Raw genomic sequence first — 16297 nt, forward strand, 5'->3', positions numbered from 1 at the left:
ACGACGAGGGCCCCCGGGCAGTGCCACGGGGACCCTCGTCGGTGAGCCTTTCTCAGGACCTCGACGGCCGGCGGGCCGTCGGAAGACCGTCAGGTCAGCGCTCGACCTCGCCCTTGATGAACTTCTCGACGTTGGCGAAGGCCTCGTCGTCGAAGTACTGGACCGGCGGGGACTTCATGAAGTAGCTCGACGCGGAGAGGATCGGGCCGCCGATGCCGCGGTCCTTGGCGATCTTCGCGGCGCGCAGGGCGTCGATGATGACACCCGCGGAGTTCGGGGAGTCCCAGACCTCGAGCTTGTACTCCAGGTTCAGCGGGACGTCGCCGAAGGCGCGGCCCTCAAGGCGCACGTACGCCCACTTGCGGTCGTCCAGCCAGGCCACGTAGTCCGAGGGGCCGATGTGGACGTTCTTCTCGCCGAGGTCCCGGTCGGGGATCTGGGAGGTGACGGCCTGCGTCTTGGAGATCTTCTTGGACTCCAGGCGCTCGCGCTCGAGCATGTTCTTGAAGTCCATGTTGCCGCCGACGTTGAGCTGCATGGTGCGCTCAAGACGGACACCGCGGTCCTCGAACAGCTTCGCCATCACGCGGTGCGTGATGGTGGCGCCGACCTGGGACTTGATGTCGTCACCGACGATCGGGACACCGGCCTCGGTGAACTTGTCGGCCCACTCCTTGGTGCCGGCGATGAAGACCGGGAGGGCGTTGACGAAGGCGACCTTGGCGTCGATGGCGCACTGCGCGTAGAACTTCGCCGCGTCCTCGGAGCCCACGGGCAGGTAGCAGACGAGCACGTCGACCTGCTTGTCCTTGAGGACCTGGACGACGTCGACCGGGGCCTCGGCGGACTCCTCGATGGTCAGGCGGTAGTACTTGCCGAGACCGTCGAGGGTGTGGCCGCGCTGGACCGTGACGCCCTTGTTCGGGACGTCGCAGATCTTGATGGTGTTGTTCTCGCTGGCGCCGATGGCGTCGGACAGGTCGAGGCCGACCTTCTTCGCGTCGACGTCGAACGCGGCCACGAACTCCACGTCGCCGACGTGGTAGTCGCCGAACTGGACGTGCATCAGGCCGGGCACCTTGGTCGCCGGGTCGGCGTCCTTGTAGTACTCGACGCCCTGCACCAGCGAGGCGGCGCAGTTGCCCACGCCGACGATGGCTACGCGAACCGAACCCATTCCGGTTGCTCCCTGTGTGATCGTGGAAGCCCTGCGAGCGCAGGGTTTCACTTGGCGGTGTCGTCGGACGGATCCGGCCGGGTACTGCCCCCGTGCCGGGGCAGGCCGCCCGTTTCTCCGGTTTCTCTGTTCTGCTGCTGAGCGGCGCCCTCGGGGGCGTCGGGGCCGGATCGCTGATCCCGCCCCGCCCGCTCGCTCTCGATGAGCTCGTTCAGCCAGCGCACTTCGCGCTCCACGGACTCCATTCCGTGGCGCTGGAGCTCAAGCGTGTAGTCGTCGAGGCGCTCGCGCGTCCGGTTGAGGGAGGCACGCATCTTCTCCAGGCGCTCCTCCAGCCGGCTGCGGCGGCCCTCCAGCACCCGCATCCGCACCTCGCGCTCGGTCTGGCCGAAGAAGGCGAAGCGGGCGGCGAAGTGCTCGTCCTCCCAGGCGTCCGGGCCGGTGTGGGAGAGGAGCTCCTCGAAGTGCTCCTTACCTTCGGCCGTCAACCGGTAGACGATCTTGGCGCGGCGCCCTGCGAGTGAAGCCGCGAGGGCCTCCTCGGGGGCACTGCCCGGTTCCTCGATCAACCAGCCGTTGGCGACCAGCGTCTTGAGGCACGGGTAGAGGGTCCCGTAGCTGAAGGCCCGGAAGATGCCCAGTGAGGTGTTGAGCCGCTTGCGCAGCTCGTACCCGTGCATCGGGGCCTCGCGGAGCAGGCCGAGAACGGCGAACTCGAGGATTCCTGAGCGCCGGCTCATTCGTCGCCTCCTCCGTTCTCGGGACTCGTCTCGGGGACCGTCTGGAAAACACTCGTATGTCGAGCCGATGTGCCGCACTGATGTATCGACTCGATACATCCCGACGATAGAACGGCCCCATGTCCGCGACAAGTGGGACTCGGGTGACCGGCGTCACATCGTCAATTCACAGCAATCGACTTGCCTGATTTGGGGTGAACTCGCCCCCTAGGCAGGTTTTGGCCGTGCGTAGTCTGTGCGGCATGCAGACCACCGGGAACCGAGCAAGGCCGCGAGGCGTCCGTGAAACGGGTGACCGGCTGCGACCCGGTGGGGCTTCTTCCGAGGTCCGGCCGTGTGCATTTCGGGGGGACCGGAACTCAACTGCCGCTTCCAGGCGTATGCGCCTGCCCGAGGAGTAGTCGTTCGATGAGCGAGCACCGTCGCAAACCGCCGCAGCCGCAGCAGCAGCAGCCGCCGTACGGCGGTCGTGCCGCGGCACGGCGCGCCGCCCAGCCGCCGATGGGTCGCAGGCCGGCGCCCGGTCGGGATGCCGCCACTGGGTCCCCTTCGGCCTCGTACGGGCCGCCTTCCTCCTATGGAGAGGAAGAGCGTCCCTACGGTGGTCGGGCCGAGGCCCGTCGCGCCGCCCAGCGCGGTGGGCGCAGGCGCGCCCCCGAGGGCGGTGGCGGCCCGGGCGGACCCGGCGGCCGGCGCGGTGGCGGCGGTGGCGGCCGTGGCGACGGTCCCGGGCGCGGCCACGGCGGCGCGGGCGGGCGTCCGCCCGGCAAGAAGCGGATCATCGACTACCCGCGGTACGGCAAGTACGGCTGGCGCCGCTGGATGCCCTCGTGGAAGCTGGTGACGGGCCTGTTCCTGGCGTTCGTCGGCGGCCTCATGGGCGCGGCGACGATCGCGTACGCCCGGGTGGACATCCCCAACGAGGCCATCAGCGCCAAGCAGCAGAACAACGTCTACTACTGGTCCGACGGCTCGGTGATGGCCACGACCGGCGAGGTCAACCGGCAGATCATCGGGTACGAGGAGATCCCGGTGGCCATGAAGGACGCGGTCGTCTCGGCGGAGAACAAGACCTTCTGGACCGACTCCGGTATCGACCCGATGGGCATCGGCCGCGCCGTGTGGAACATGGCGAAAGGTGAACAGACCCAGGGCGGCTCGACCATCACCCAGCAGTACGTGAAGAACAACCGTCTCGACGACCAGTCGCAGACGGTGACGCGCAAGGTGAAGGAACTCTTCATCTCGATGCGCGTGGGCAACGAGCTGGAGAAGTCCGAGATCATGGCGGGGTACCTCAACACCTCGTACTACGGCCGCGGCGCCTACGGTCTCCAGGCCGCCTCCCGCGCGTACTTCGGCAAGGAGGCCAGCAAACTCAACCCGAGCGAGTGCGCCCTGCTCGCCTCGGTGCTCAAGGGTGCGACCTACTACGATCCGGCCGGCTACCCCGAGATCGACCCGAACGCCAACGCGCAGGCGAACACCGACCGCGCCAGGAAGCGCTGGTCCTGGATCCTCGACGAGATGGTCAAGGACAAGAAGCTCGACGCCACCGAGCGCGCGAAGTACGCGGAGATGCCGAAGACCAAGCCGCGCACCTCGGGTGCCCAGCTCGGCGGCCAGATCGGCTACCTCGTGCGGACGGCCGAGGCGAACTTCCTGAACAACACCGAGGTCACGACGCAGCAGCTCGCCAAGGGCGGCTACGAGATCCACACCACCTTCGACAAGAAGAAGGTCAAGGCGCTCGAGTCGGCGGTCAAGAAGGTCTACGACGAGCACATCGACCCGAAGAAGCGGCCCGACACGGACACCCACGTCCAGTTCGGCGGTGCCTCGGTGAACCCCGAGACCGGCGCGATCGTCGCGATCTACGGCGGTGAGAACGCCACCAAGCACTTCACCAACAACGCGGACCAGACCGGCGCCCAGGTCGGCTCGACCTTCAAGCCCTTCGTGCTCGCCGCCGCGATGCGTGACGGTGTGCGGGACCCCAAGGGGGAGAAGGTGCAGGGCCCCGAGACCCGCACCATCGTCGACCCGAACAAGAGCGTCTACAACGGCACCAACAAGCTGACGATCAAGAACTACGACGGCTCGACCTGGTACGACGACAAGGGCAACGAGTGGCGCCAGAAGAATGACGAGGGCGCCAGCCTGCCGAAGGTCAACCTGCGCACGGCCATGATGAAGTCCCTGAACTCGCCGTATGTGCAGCTCGGCATGGACGTCGGCATCGACAAGGTACGCCAGTCGGCCATCGACGCGGGTCTGCTCGACTCCTCGCTCGTGAAGGCGAACGTGCCGTCGTTCTCGCTCGGTATCTCCTCCCCGAGCGCGATCCGCATGGCCGGCGCCTACGCGACCTTCGCGAACAACGGTGAGCGCAACGACGTCTTCTCCGTGACCAAGGTCCTCAAGGAGGGCGGGGTCGTTTACGAGCACAAGGCCGAGCCCAAGCGGGCGTTCACCACGGCCGTCGCCAGCAACGTGACCGACGTGCTGAAGGACGTCGTCAAGAAGGGCACCGGCACCAAGGCCGCTCTCGACGACCGTGAGGCGGCCGGCAAGACCGGTACCACCGACGGCAACAACTCGGCCTGGTTCGTGGGCTACACCCCGCAGCTGTCGACGGCGATCGACATGTACCGCTTCGCCGACGACGAGACGCTGAAGGACCGCAAGTTCGAGTCCATGTTCGGCACCGGCGCCCAGCCGAAGATCCACGGTTCGTCGTTCCCGTCGCAGATCTGGCACGACTACATGACCGACGCCCTGAAGGGCACCGACCCGAAGAGCTTCCCGGCTCCGGAGGACCTCGACGGCGAGGCGGTCTTCGGCGGTGGCGCGGTCAGCCCGACGCCGACGCCGACCGAGACCACGCAGTCGCCCACGCCGAGCATGACCCCGTCCACCGAGGCGCCCACCGGCAAGCCGACCAGGTCTCCCGACCCGGGCAAGACCTGCAGCGTCTGGGACTGGCCGTGCAAGGACAACGGCGGCACCAGCACGGGCGCCGACAGCGGTGGCACCACCGGCGGGACCACCAGCACACCCACGGTGGATCCGACGAGCACCGCCACCACCGACCCGACCAGCGGCGGAGGCGGCGGCAAGCCGGGCGGCACCTCATGGGGCGTGAGCGGTTAGCCCGGATCCCCCGGACCCCGCAGGGCCGTCGTGCCCGGTTCCGTACCCCGTACGGAACCGGACGCGGCGGCCCTCACCGTTTTCCCAGGGGCGTACGGCAGGATGTCCCCCATGCCGAGCCTCCAGAAGTCGAGCCCGCCGCAGGATCCCCCGGTGGTCTGCCCCACCCGACGGGACGAGGTGGCCGCCGCCGGCAGCGAGCTGATCGGCGGCCCGATCGGGCGCCGGGCGCTGCTCGGCGCCGGGCAGCTGACCCCGGTCAGGGTCGTCGTGCTCGTGGCCCTCGGGATGTACGCGCTCGGCATGGTGCAGAAGCTGCCCTGCTACAACTGGGCCTGGTTCCGGGGGTCCACCTCGCAGTACACCCACGCCTGCTACTCCGACATCCCGCACCTGTTCTCCGGGCGCGGCTTCGCGGAGGGCCTGGTCCCGTACTTCGACCGGCTGGGTGGCGACATACCGTTCCTGGAGTACCCGGTGCTGACCGGGCTGTTCATGCAGGTCGCCGCGTGGCTGACGCCCAGCGGGGACGTGACGGCGCAGGAGCGGACGTACTGGATCGTCAACGCGGGCCTGCTCATGGTCTGCGCGGCGGTCCTGGCCGTCTGCGTGGCCAGGACGCACCGGCGGCGCCCCTGGGACGGCCTGCTCGTGGCGCTCGCGCCCGCGCTCGCGCTGACCGCCACCATCAACTGGGACCTGCTGGCCGTGGCGCTGACGGCCGCGGCGCTGCTGATGTGGTCGCGGAGCCGGCCGCTCGCCTTCGGGGTGCTGCTGGGCCTCGCGACGGCCGCCAAGTTCTATCCGGCGCTGCTGCTCGTGCCCCTGCTGCTGCTGTGCTGGCGGGCCGGGAAGTGGCGCGCGTTCGGCACGGCGCTGCTCGGCGCGGCCGGTGCCTGGCTGGTGGTGAACCTGCCGGTGATGGTGTTCGCGACGGAGGGCTGGAAGCAGTTCTACGTCTTCAGCACCGACCGGAACGTCGACTTCGGCTCGGTGTGGCTGCTGATCAGCCAGCTCACGGGCGAGCAGATGCGCCCGGAGACCGCCAACTACTGGGCGCTGTTCCTGATGATGCTGGCGGTCGCGGGGCTCGCGTATCTGGCGTTCAACGCGCCCCGCAGGCCGCGGCTCGCTCAGCTGGTGTTCCTGATCGTGGCCGCGTTCGTACTCGTCAACAAGGTCTACTCGCCGCAGTACGTGCTGTGGCTCGTGCCGCTCGCCGCGCTGGCCCGGCCGCGCTGGCGGGACTTCCTGGTGTGGCAGGGCTGCGAGGTCCTGTACTTCCTCGCGATCTGGTTCTACCTGGCGTACACCAGCAGCGGGAACAAGCAGGGGCTGCCGACCGACGGCTATCAGTTCGCGATCGTGCTGCACCTCCTCGGCACGCTCTACCTGTGCGCCCTGGTCGTCCGGGACATCCTGGCGCCCGACCGGGACGGGGTGCGGCGCGACGGCTCGGACGACCCCTCCGGGGGTGTCCTGGACGGTGCCGAGGACGTCTTCGTGCTCGGCAGGGCGGCGCACCCGGCGCGGCACGCGGCACCGGCCGTGGAGGGCCCGCGGGTGGACTGGGGCACGCCGCCCCGGGAGTGACCGCGCCCGCTACGAGAAGCGGCCCCCGGGGAGTCCCCGGGGGCCGCTTCCGTCGTTCCGCTTGCGTACGGCCGGCTCAGCGCTCGACGAGCCGGTCGTACTGCGTCGTGGTGTGCCGCAGGTGGGCGACCAGCTCGTCGCCGACCTTGGGCTCCTGGGCGTCGGACGGCACGAACAGGATCGACACCTGCATGTGCGGCGGCTCGGCGAACCAGCGCTGCTTGCCGGCCCAGACGAACGGAGAAAGGTTCCGGTTGACGGTGGCGAGGCCGGCCCGGGCGACACCCTTGGCCCGCGGCATCACACCGTGCATGGCCTTGGGGGCCTCCAGACCGACGCCGTGCGAGGTGCCGCCCGCGACCACCACGAGCCAGCCGTCGGAGGCGGCCTTCTGCTGCCGGTAGCCGAAGCGGTCGCCCTTGGCGACCCGCGTGACGTCGAGGACCGCGCCCCGGTACTCGGTCGCCTCGTGGTCGCCCAGCCACAGCCGGGTGCCGATCCGGGCCCGGAAGCGGGTCTGCGGGAACTGCTGCTGGAGCCGGGCCTGCTCCTCGGCGCGCAGATGGCTGACGAACATGGTGTGCAGCGGCAGCCGGGCGGCCCGCAGCCGGTCCATCCAGGCGATGACCTCCTCGACGGCGTCCGTGCCGTCGGTGCGGTCGAGCGGCAGGTGGAGGGCGAAGCCCTCCAGACGCACGTCCTCGATGGCCGCGTGGAGCCTCGGCAGCTCCTCCTCGTGGACGCCGTGCCGCTTCATCGAGCTCATGCACTCGATGACGACGCGGGCGCCGACCAGGGCGTGCACGCCGTCCACGGAGGACACCGAGCGGATGACCCGGTCGGGCAGCGGCACCGGCTCCTCACCGCGCCGGAACGGCGTGAGGACGAGCAGGTCGCCGCCGAACCAGTCCTTGATCTTCGCGGCCTCGTAGGTGGTGCCCACCGCCAGCATGTCGGAGCCGAAGCGCGCGGCCTCGTCCGAGAGCCGCTCGTGGCCGAACCCGTAGCCGTTGCCCTTGCAGACCGGGACGAGACCCGGGAACTGGTCGATCACGGTCTTCTGGTGCGCCCGCCAGCGAGCGGTGTCGACATAGAGGGAGAGCGCCATGGCCGGCCCGGAACCTTTCTGGTGGCAGCGGAGAGTCAGAGATGTGTACGAGAGGTACGAGACTACGCAAGCCTCGCACGGGTCGTCAGCGACGCGACATGTAGATGTCCAGGGCCTTGTGCAACAGCTTGTTCAGCGGGAAGTCCCACTCGCCCACGTACTCCACGGCCTCGCCGCCGGTGCCGACCTTGAACTGGATCAGGCCGAAGAGGTGGTCGGTCTCGTCCAGCGAGTCCGAGATGCCGCGCAGGTCGTAGACGGTCGCGCCCATCGCGTAGGCGTCGCGCAGCATCCGCCACTGCATGGCGTTCGAGGGACGCACCTCGCGGCCGATGTTGTCGGAGGCACCGTAGGAGTACCAGACGTGGCCGCCGACGACGAGCATCGTCGCGGCGGACAGGTTCACGCCGTTGTGGCGGGCGAAGTAGAGCCGCATGCGGTTGGGGTCCTCGTTGTTGAGGACGGTCCACATGCGCTGGAAGTACGAGAGCGGGCGCGGCCGGAAGTGGTCGCGGACGGCCGTGATCTCGTACAGCCGCTGCCACTCGGCCAGGTCCTCGTAACCGCCCTGGACGACCTCGACGCCGGCCTTCTCGGCCTTCTTGATGTTGCGGCGCCACAGCTGGTTGAAGCCCTTGAGGACGTCGTCGAGCGAGCGGTTCGCCAGCGGGACCTGGAAGACGTAGCGGGGCTGGACGTCGCCGAAGCCGGCGCCGCCGTCCTCTCCCTGCTGCCAGCCCATCTTCCGCAGCCGGTCGGCGACCTCGAAGGCGCGCGGTTCGATGTGGGTGGCCTCGACGTCCTTGAGGCGCTTGACGTCCGGGTCCTGGATGCCGGCCTTGATGGCGGTCGAGTCCCAGCGGCGGATGACCACCGGCGGGCCCATCTTCACGGAGAAGGCGCCCTGCTGCTTGAGGTGCGCCAGCATCGGCTGCAGCCAGTCGTCCAGGTTCGGCGCGTACCAGTTGATGACCGGGCCCTCGGGCAGATAGGCCAAGTAGCGCTTGATCTTGGGCAGCTGACGGTAGAGCACCAGGCCGGCGCCGACGAGCTCGCCGGACTTGTCGAACCAGCCGAGGTTCTCCGAGCGCCACTCGGTCTTCACATCAGCCCATGCCGGGACCTGGCAGTGACTCGCCGCGGGCTGGCTCTGGATGAATGCCAGATGCTGCTCACGACTGATGGTCCTCAGGGTCAAGCTCATGCGGGGCGCTCCTCGGCAGGTGTGTCCCCATCGGTTGCGGGGCTCCGGCTCTCGCGCCGAAGCCTACTGCGACCGGGGAGCACCCCGAATGGGCCTGTGGGGCCTTCCGTCCCATGTGGCGGGCGTGCGGTCGGCCGTCACACCCCGCCGAAGAGGCCGCCGTGGAACATGCCGAGGTAGAAGCCCACTCCTGAGGCGCCGAGTCCGACGATCAGCGCGAAGCGCTCGCGGGTCGTGACGGAGATGAACTGTCCGTAGGCACCGGTGACGATGCCGATCAGCCCCGACCAGGAAGCCAGCAGGTGCAGGTTGTCGTAGAAGCCCGTCACGAAGGAGAGGACGCCGAGCGCGAGGGTGATGGCGAGCAGGGTGTCCTGGAGCGGGTGGGGCTTTCCGTCCGTGGCGAAGAGGGAGTGGCCGGGGTCGGGTCGCATTGCCTGTGCCATGGGGGCACCTCCTGGCGTGCCGTCCGGAAGGCGACGTCGTTGTGACGCCGCCCACATCCGTTAGTACAGATTGCGTCCCCTCACCGCCGGATTTCAACCGCAGGGCGATGTGCGGGTACTCTGTACGGTCTGCACCGGTGTCTGCCCAGGTCCGGCCTGGATCCCGCCGGCAGCCCCTCGCTCGTCGAGTTCGTCGAGGGGGGACTGTCAGTGGCCGCGGATACCGTTGCTCACGCATCACGACCCTCCTGCCACGGAACGACCGTGGCCGCTGAGTCCAAAGGAGGTGGGTTCCACATGCGTCACTACGAGGTGATGGTCATCCTCGACCCCGATCTCGAGGAGCGCGCTGTCTCCCCGCTGATCGAGAACTTCCTCTCCGTCGTCCGTGAGGGCAACGGAAAGGTCGAGAAGGTCGACACCTGGGGCCGTCGTCGTCTCGCCTACGAGATCAAGAAGAAGCCCGAGGGCATCTACTCGGTCATCGACCTGCAGGCCGAGCCTGCGGTCGTCAAGGAGCTCGACCGCCAGATGAACCTGAACGAGTCGGTCCTCCGGACCAAGGTCCTCCGCCCCGAGACCCACTGAGCTCAGGCTCAGCGGTTCTCGGGTCCGAGTAGCAGTAAGCAGCCGTAAGCAATCCCGCCGAGAGGTTCACCCATGGCAGGCGAGACCGTCATCACGGTCGTCGGCAACCTTGTCGAAGACCCCGAGCTGCGCTTCACCCCGTCCGGTGCGGCGGTCGCGAAGTTCCGCGTCGCGTCCACTCCCCGCACCTTCGACCGGCAGACCAACGAGTGGAAGGACGGCGAGAGCCTGTTCCTGACCTGCTCGGTCTGGCGGCAGGCGGCGGAGAACGTCGCCGAGTCGCTGCAGAAGGGCATGCGCGTCGTCGTGCAGGGCCGTCTGAAGCAGCGGTCCTACGAGGACCGCGAGGGCGTCAAGCGCACGGTCTACGAGCTGGATGTCGAGGAAGTCGGCCCCAGCCTGCGCAACGCCACGGCCAAGGTCACCCGCACCACCGGTCGCGGTGGCCAGGGCGGCTACGGCGGCGGCCAGCAGCAGGGTGGCGGCGGCGGTGGCTGGGGTGGCAACTCCGGCGGCGGCCAGCAGGGCGGCGGAGCCCCCTCCGACGACCCGTGGGCCTCCAGCGCTCCGTCCGGCGGCCAGCAGGGCGGCGGCGGTGGCGGCTGGGGTGGCAACTCCGGCGGCGGCTACTCGGACGAGCCTCCCTTCTAGGGCCTGCGCCCCGGAAGCAGCTCGTACCCACACTTCTTGATCACACAGGAGAAACACCATGGCGAAGCCGCCTGTGCGCAAGCCTAAGAAGAAGGTCTGCGCGTTCTGCAAGGACAAGGTCGCGTACGTCGACTACAAGGACACGAACATGCTGCGGAAGTTCATTTCCGACCGCGGCAAGATCCGTGCCCGTCGCGTGACCGGCAACTGCACGCAGCACCAGCGTGACGTCGCCACGGCCGTCAAGAACAGCCGTGAGATGGCGCTGCTGCCCTACACGTCCACCGCGCGCTAAGGGAAGGGTGACCGAAAAATGAAGATCATCCTCACCCACGAGGTGTCCGGCCTCGGTGCCGCCGGCGACGTCGTCGACGTCAAGGACGGCTACGCTCGCAACTACCTGGTTCCGCGCGGCTTCGCGCTCCGCTGGACCAAGGGTGGCGAGAAGGACGTGGCGCAGATCCGCCGCGCCCGCAAGATCCACGAGATCGCGACCATCGAGCAGGCCAACGAGGTCAAGGCTCAGCTCGAGGGCACGAAGGTCCGTCTGGCCGTTCGCTCCGGCGACGCCGGCCGCCTCTTCGGCTCTGTGACCCAGGCCGATGTCGCCGCCGCGATCAAGACCGCCGGTGGCCCGGCTGTCGACAAGCGCCGCGTCGAGCTCGGTGCGCCGATCAAGACCCTGGGCTCGCACGAGGTGACCGTGCGTCTGCACGCCGACGTCGTCGCGAAGCTCGGCGTCGAGGTCGTCGCCGCGTAACACTGCCTCCGGCAGTACGCGCTCAGCGGTTACGCGCTCAGCAGTACGGAAGGGCCCGCACCCCTCGGGGTGTGGGCCCTTCCGCTGTCGCCGGAGCTGTGTGCACGGCACCGTTTCACGTGAAACACCCGGTTTCACGTGAAACATCGCCTGCTCAGCGCGTGGCACCCGTGACGAGCCAGCGGCCGGAGCGCTCGCGGAACCACAGCGTCGCCATCCGGACCAGCATCATCAGCGTCATCGCTCCCCACAGCGCCGTGAGGCCGCCGCCCAGCGTGGGGACCAGCAGGGCGACCGGCGCGAAGACGGCCAGGGTCAGCAGCATGGCCCAGGCGAGATAGGGGCCGTCACCCGCGCCCATCAGGACGCCGTCGAGGACGAAGACCACCCCGGAGATCGGCTGCGAGAGCGCCACGACGAGGAGGGCCGGGAGCAGCGCGTCCTGGACCGCGGGGTCGTCGGTGAAGAGCGGGACGAAAAGCGGCCGGGTGACGATCAGCAGCACGCCGAGGACGACCCCGGAGGCCACGCCCCACTGGACCATGCGGCGGCAGACCTGGCGGGCACCGTCCGCGTCGTCGGCGCCGAGATAGCGCCCGATGATGGCCTGCCCGGCGATGGCGATCGCGTCGAGGGCGAAGGCCATCAGGCTCCACAGGGACAGGATGATCTGGTGGGCGGCGACATCGGCGTCCCCGAGCCGGGCGGCTACGGCGGTGGCGATCATCAGGACGGCGCGCAGTGAGAGCGTACGGATCAGGAGCGGGGCGCCGGCCTGGGCGGAGGCCCGGATGCCGGCGGGGTCGGGGCGCAGCGAGGCACCGTGGCGGCGGGCGCCGCGGACGACGACGAAGAGATACGCGGCGGCCATGCCGAACTGGGCGATGACCGTGCCCCAGGCGGAGCCGGCGATGCCGAGACCGGCACCGTAGACCAGGCCGAAGTTGAGTACCGCGTTGGCCGCGAAGCCGGCGATGGCGACGTAGAGCGGGGTGCGGGTGTCCTGGAGGCCGCGCAGGACACCGGTGGCGGCCAGGACGACCAGCATGGCGGGGATGCCCAGGCTGGAGATCCGCAGATAGGTGAGGGCGTAGGGGGTGGCCGTGTCGGAGGCGCCGAAGATGTCGACGAGCCAGGGTGCGGTGGACAGCGTGACGGCGACGACGGCGGCGCCGAGGAGCAGGGCGAGCCAGATACCGTCGACGCCCTGGCGGATGGCGGCCTTGAGGTCGCCGGCGCCGACCCGGCGGGCGACGGCCGCGGTGGTGGCGTAGGCGAGGAAGACGAAGACGCTCACGGCGGTGGAGAGAAGTGCCGAGGCGATGGCGAGCCCCGCGAGCTGGGGGGTGCCGAGGTGGCCGACGATGGCACTGTCGACCATGAGGAAGAGGGGCTCGGCGACGAGTGCGCCGAAGGCCGGGACGGCGAGCGAGACGATCTCGCGGTCGTGTTGCCGTCGGACGGCCTTGGAGGTCGCGGGAGCCTGGTGCATGCGCCCAATCTAATCTTCCACAGGTAAGAGATGCAATCGCTTTGTGCCCATTACCTTCGCAACGAGTGACCCTTCGGGTGTGCGCCGTTTGTTCTGATCTTGATCCGTGCGGAAAAGTTTTTCTCCCCCACAGCCGGTGGACGGAAAAGCCGCAGGTCAGGAGCATTTGCGTGAGCGGGCTATGAGTTTGTCCACATGGCTGTCCCCCGGTCCGTGCACAGGTTCCGGGGAGTTCTCCACAGCATCTGGGCCTTCACCCACAGGGCCTGTGGATAACCAGATTGGCTGACGGTGCCCGCGGCCCTACCGTGGACCGTCGCCCGACGCGCCAGAAGCGGAGCCAAAGCCCCTTTTTTGTCCGAGCCGTGGCGTAAGAAAGAGGGGCACGGCGAGGTCCGCGGAGCGGACGGGAGGAGGTGGCTTGGTGAGCATGCCCGAGCCCATGGACGATCCCTGGGCCGACAGCGGACCCGGCGACCGGCTCCCGACGCGTACCCGCGAGCGCGGCGGCCGCGGACGCGGCCGGGAGGACCAGCACGAGCGCGGCAGCGAGGGCGGCGGCTGGGACAGCGGGATCTCCGGCTTCGAGCGGGTGCCCCCACAGGACCTGGACGCCGAGCAGTCCGTCCTCGGCGGCATGCTGCTGTCCAAGGACGCGATCGCCGACGTCGTCGAGATCATCAAGGGCCACGACTTCTACAAGCCGGCCCACGAGACGGTCTACGCGGCGATCCTCGACCTCTACGCGAAGGGCGAGCCCGCCGACCCCATCACGGTCGGCGCCGAGCTCACCAAGCGCGGTGAGATCACCCGGGTCGGCGGCGCCTCCTATCTGCACACGCTCGTGCAGTCGGTGCCGACCGCGGCCAACGCCTCGTACTACGCGGAGATCGTCCACGAGCGGGCCGTGCTGCGCCGTCTCGTGGAGGCCGGCACCAAGATCACACAGATGGGATACGCGGCCGACGGAGACGTCGACGACATCGTCAACCGCGCCCAGTCGGAGATCTACCAGGTCACCGAGCAGCGCACCACCGAGGACTACCTGCCGCTCGGCGACATCATGGAGGGCGCCCTCGACGAGATCGAGGCGATCGGCTCCCGCAGCGGCGAGATGACCGGTGTCCCCACCGGCTTCACCGACCTCGACGCGCTCACCAACGGACTGCACCCCGGTCAGATGATCATCATCGCGGCCCGTCCCGCGATGGGTAAGTCCACGCTCGCGCTGGACTTCGCCCGGGCCGCCTCCATCAAGCACAACCTGCCCAGCGTCATCTTCTCCCTCGAAATGGGCCGCAACGAGATCGCGATGCGTCTGCTCTCGGCAGAGGCCCGCGTGGCGCTGCACCACATGCGCTCCGGCACCATGACCGACGAGGACTGGACCCGGCTCGCCCGCCGGATGCCGGACGTCTCGCAGGCCCCGCTCTACATCGACGACTCGCCGAACCTGTCGATGATGGAGATCCGCGCCAAGTGCCGCCGCCTCAAGCAGCGCAGCGGCATCAAGCTCGTCATCATCGACTACCTCCAGCTGATGCAGGCCGGCGGCTCCAAGCGCGCCGAGAGCCGCCAGCAGGAGGTCTCGGAGATGTCGCGAAACCTCAAGCTCCTCGCCAAGGAGCTGGAGCTCCCGGTCATCGCGCTCTCCCAGCTGAACCGTGGCCCCGAGCAGCGCACCGACAAGAAGCCGATGGTGTCCGACCTCCGAGAGTCCGGCTCCATCGAGCAGGACGCCGACATGGTCATCCTGCTGCACCGCGAGGACGCCTACGAGAAGGAGTCCCCGCGCGCGGGCGAGGCCGACATCATCGTCGGCAAGCACCGTAACGGTCCGACGGCGACCATCACGGTGGCCTTCCAGGGCCACTACTCGCGCTTCGTGGACATGGCACAAACCTGATCGATATCCGGAGGGGGGCGCGGCATGATCGCCGCATGACCTCATCCTTCGAAGCCCTGCTGCCCACCACCGAACGCGCTCTGCTGCACCGCGTGGCCGTCGCGCAGAGCGAGGGCCGCGCGCCCTCGTTCGTCGCCGGCGTCGCGCGGGACGGAGCGGTGGTGTGGAGCGGTTCGCGCAGCTGTGTCGACGGGCACGCGCCGGATGCCGACACCCAGTACCGGATCGGGTCGATCACCAAGGTGTTCACCGCGGTGCTGGTGATGAGGCTTCGGGACGAGGGGCTGCTGAGCCTCGATGATCCGCTGGAGAAGCATCTGCCGGGCACCGGCGTCGGTGAGGTGACGGTCGCCCAACTCCTGGGCCACACGTCGGGACTTGCCGCCGAGACCCCGTCGCCGTGGTGGGAGCGGACGCCCGGGACGATCCGGCCGGAGCTCTCCGATGTGCTGGGGGAGCGGCCGATGCTGCACCCGGTGGGCCGGGTCCACCACTATTCCAACCCCGGCTACACGCTCCTGGGTTCGCTGGTGGAGGCGGTGCGCGGGGTGTCCTGGGAGGAGGCGCTGCGCACCGAGATCCTGGAGCCGCTCGGGCTTGACCGGACGACGGCCCAGCCGGTCGCGCCGCACGCGGGTGGCTTCGCGGTGCACCCGTGGGCGGACGTGATGATGCCCGAACCCGCCCAGGACCTGGGGGTGATGGCCCCGGCCGGGCAGCTCTGGTCGACGGTCGGCGACCTCTGCCGGTTCGCCGTCTTCCTCGCCGAGGGGGATGATCGGGTGCTGAGCTCCGCCCGTGTGGCGGAGATGCGGGTCCCGTCGGCGCCGTCCGCCACCGCCGACTGGAAGATGGGCTACGGCCTGGGGCTCCAGCTCGTGCACTCGGAGCGCGGGCTGCTGTTCGGGCACACCGGCTCGCTGCCGGGCTTCGTCGCCGGTCTGTGGGTGAGCGTCGAGGACGGGGTGGCCGCCGTGGCCCTCGCCAACGCCACCAGCGGGCCGCTCACGGCCACGGTGGCCGCCGAACTCATCCGGATCGTCGCGGAGGCCGAGCCCCGTCTTCCGAAGCCCTGGCGGCCCCTTCCCGCGGCCGAGGTCGACGAGGAACTGCTCGCCCTCACCGGCCCCTGGTACTGGGGCACGTACGCGTACGGACTGAAGCTCGGCGCCGGACGCGCCGTGACCCTGGAGCCGCTGAAGGGCGCCGGGCGGCGGGCCGCCTTCCGGGCGCTGCCCGACGGCAGCAGCTGGATCGGCCTGGACGGCTACTACCAGGGAGAGACCCTGCGGGTGGTGAAGCGCCCCGACGGCTCGGTGAGCCATCTGGACCTCGGGTCCTTCGTGTTCACCCGTGAGCCCTATGAGCAGGGCGACGCCGTGCCCGGCGGAGTGGACGAGGCGCCCTGGCGCGGCCTCTGACCCGCGTGGGCAGCCGGTCCCGGAATCGAGGCGGGCGCTGTTTCACGGGTTTAATCGC

The 16297-nt window shown here is 69.2% G+C and carries 14 protein-coding genes; 8 read left to right on the forward strand and 6 right to left on the reverse strand.

Annotated features, from left to right (window positions below; all coding sequences use genetic code 11):
- Window positions 1-94 precede the first annotated feature (94 nt).
- Together AB0M18_RS22245 and AB0M18_RS22250 are read right to left on the reverse strand one after the other, a co-directional pair.
- On the reverse strand, window positions 95-1177 hold the full coding sequence (locus AB0M18_RS22245; protein ID WP_265861391.1) for an inositol-3-phosphate synthase: 1083 nt from the start codon (window positions 1175-1177) through the stop codon (window positions 95-97).
- A 47-nt stretch (window positions 1178-1224) separates the two neighbouring features.
- A complete protein-coding gene (locus AB0M18_RS22250) occupies window positions 1225-1917 on the reverse strand; it encodes a PadR family transcriptional regulator (protein WP_365760566.1) in 693 nt (230 codons plus the stop codon).
- Window positions 1918-2325: 408 nt separating this feature from the next.
- Here AB0M18_RS22250 and AB0M18_RS22255 point away from each other — a divergent pair, with 408 nt between their 5' ends.
- Together AB0M18_RS22255 and AB0M18_RS22260 are read left to right on the forward strand one after the other, a co-directional pair.
- The gene (locus tag AB0M18_RS22255; RefSeq protein ID WP_365760568.1) at window positions 2326-5070 is read left to right on the forward strand and encodes a transglycosylase domain-containing protein; all 2745 of its coding nucleotides are present in this window, start codon (window positions 2326-2328) and stop codon (window positions 5068-5070) included.
- Window positions 5071-5181: 111 nt separating this feature from the next.
- The gene (locus AB0M18_RS22260) at window positions 5182-6663 is read left to right on the forward strand and encodes a glycosyltransferase 87 family protein (protein ID WP_365760570.1); all 1482 of its coding nucleotides are present in this window, start codon (window positions 5182-5184) and stop codon (window positions 6661-6663) included.
- 76 nt (window positions 6664-6739) lie between these two features.
- Here the strand turns inward: AB0M18_RS22260 and AB0M18_RS22265 are convergent, their stop codons facing one another.
- From AB0M18_RS22265 to AB0M18_RS22275, 3 genes are all read right to left on the reverse strand, one after another.
- Window positions 6740-7771: an alanine racemase gene (locus tag AB0M18_RS22265; protein WP_365760572.1), complete on the reverse strand. Its 1032-nt coding sequence runs from the start codon at window positions 7769-7771 to the stop codon at window positions 6740-6742.
- An 85-nt stretch (window positions 7772-7856) separates the two neighbouring features.
- The gene (locus AB0M18_RS22270) at window positions 7857-8975 is read right to left on the reverse strand and encodes a peptidoglycan bridge formation glycyltransferase FemA/FemB family protein (protein ID WP_189804939.1); all 1119 of its coding nucleotides are present in this window, start codon (window positions 8973-8975) and stop codon (window positions 7857-7859) included.
- A gap of 137 nt (window positions 8976-9112) precedes the next feature.
- Window positions 9113-9421, reverse strand: coding sequence for a hypothetical protein (locus AB0M18_RS22275; RefSeq protein WP_365760575.1), 309 nt, complete (start codon window positions 9419-9421; stop codon window positions 9113-9115).
- A 297-nt stretch (window positions 9422-9718) separates the two neighbouring features.
- Here AB0M18_RS22275 and rpsF point away from each other — a divergent pair, with 297 nt between their 5' ends.
- The 4 genes from rpsF to rplI all read left to right on the forward strand — a co-directional run bounded on the left by rpsF (window position 9719) and on the right by rplI (window position 11420).
- Window positions 9719-10009 carry a 30S ribosomal protein S6 gene (rpsF, locus tag AB0M18_RS22280; protein ID WP_004950685.1) on the forward strand — a complete coding sequence of 97 codons (291 nt, stop codon included), beginning with the start codon at window positions 9719-9721 and terminating at the stop codon, window positions 10007-10009.
- Between the two features lie 72 nt (window positions 10010-10081).
- Entirely contained in the window at window positions 10082-10660 is a 579-nt protein-coding gene (locus AB0M18_RS22285; protein ID WP_365760577.1) for a single-stranded DNA-binding protein, read from the forward strand.
- A 58-nt stretch (window positions 10661-10718) separates the two neighbouring features.
- Window positions 10719-10955 carry a 30S ribosomal protein S18 gene (rpsR, locus tag AB0M18_RS22290; RefSeq protein WP_128983236.1) on the forward strand — a complete coding sequence of 79 codons (237 nt, stop codon included), beginning with the start codon at window positions 10719-10721 and terminating at the stop codon, window positions 10953-10955.
- 18 nt (window positions 10956-10973) lie between these two features.
- Window positions 10974-11420 (forward strand): 50S ribosomal protein L9, encoded by a 447-nt coding sequence (rplI, locus tag AB0M18_RS22295; RefSeq protein WP_365760579.1) that lies wholly within the window; start codon window positions 10974-10976, stop codon window positions 11418-11420.
- A gap of 154 nt (window positions 11421-11574) precedes the next feature.
- Here the strand turns inward: rplI and AB0M18_RS22300 are convergent, their stop codons facing one another.
- Entirely contained in the window at window positions 11575-12912 is a 1338-nt protein-coding gene (locus tag AB0M18_RS22300) for an MATE family efflux transporter (protein ID WP_365760581.1), read from the reverse strand.
- A gap of 424 nt (window positions 12913-13336) precedes the next feature.
- Here AB0M18_RS22300 and dnaB point away from each other — a divergent pair, with 424 nt between their 5' ends.
- Window positions 13337-14818 (forward strand): replicative DNA helicase, encoded by a 1482-nt coding sequence (gene dnaB, locus AB0M18_RS22305; protein ID WP_365760583.1) that lies wholly within the window; start codon window positions 13337-13339, stop codon window positions 14816-14818.
- A 35-nt stretch (window positions 14819-14853) separates the two neighbouring features.
- On the forward strand, window positions 14854-16239 hold the full coding sequence (locus tag AB0M18_RS22310; RefSeq protein ID WP_365760585.1) for a serine hydrolase domain-containing protein: 1386 nt from the start codon (window positions 14854-14856) through the stop codon (window positions 16237-16239).
- Window positions 16240-16297: the final 58 nt, after the last annotated feature.

Origin of the sequence: Streptomyces sp. NPDC051909 (genome assembly GCF_040681095.1) — a bacterium.
Classification (GTDB): Bacteria; Actinomycetota; Actinomycetes; order Streptomycetales; family Streptomycetaceae; genus Streptomyces.

Bases quoted from the DNA above. Each gene is read 5' to 3' on its own strand.
- AB0M18_RS22300 (WP_365760581.1), bottom strand. From the start codon at position 12,912: ATGCACCAGGCTCCCGCGACCTCCAAGGCCGTCCGACGGCAACACGAC.
- AB0M18_RS22255 (WP_365760568.1), top strand. From the start codon at position 2,326: ATGAGCGAGCACCGTCGCAAACCGCCGCAGCCGCAGCAGCAGCAGCCG.
- AB0M18_RS22250 (WP_365760566.1), bottom strand. From the start codon at position 1,917: ATGAGCCGGCGCTCAGGAATCCTCGAGTTCGCCGTTCTCGGCCTGCTC.
- AB0M18_RS22265 (WP_365760572.1), bottom strand. From the start codon at position 7,771: ATGGCGCTCTCCCTCTATGTCGACACCGCTCGCTGGCGGGCGCACCAG.
- AB0M18_RS22285 (WP_365760577.1), top strand. From the start codon at position 10,082: ATGGCAGGCGAGACCGTCATCACGGTCGTCGGCAACCTTGTCGAAGAC.
- AB0M18_RS22270 (WP_189804939.1), bottom strand. From the start codon at position 8,975: ATGAGCTTGACCCTGAGGACCATCAGTCGTGAGCAGCATCTGGCATTC.
- AB0M18_RS22310 (WP_365760585.1), top strand. From the start codon at position 14,854: ATGACCTCATCCTTCGAAGCCCTGCTGCCCACCACCGAACGCGCTCTG.
- AB0M18_RS22275 (WP_365760575.1), bottom strand. From the start codon at position 9,421: ATGGCACAGGCAATGCGACCCGACCCCGGCCACTCCCTCTTCGCCACG.
- AB0M18_RS22245 (WP_265861391.1), bottom strand. From the start codon at position 1,177: ATGGGTTCGGTTCGCGTAGCCATCGTCGGCGTGGGCAACTGCGCCGCC.
- rpsF (WP_004950685.1), top strand. From the start codon at position 9,719: ATGCGTCACTACGAGGTGATGGTCATCCTCGACCCCGATCTCGAGGAG.
- AB0M18_RS22260 (WP_365760570.1), top strand. From the start codon at position 5,182: ATGCCGAGCCTCCAGAAGTCGAGCCCGCCGCAGGATCCCCCGGTGGTC.
- rplI (WP_365760579.1), top strand. From the start codon at position 10,974: ATGAAGATCATCCTCACCCACGAGGTGTCCGGCCTCGGTGCCGCCGGC.
- rpsR (WP_128983236.1), top strand. From the start codon at position 10,719: ATGGCGAAGCCGCCTGTGCGCAAGCCTAAGAAGAAGGTCTGCGCGTTC.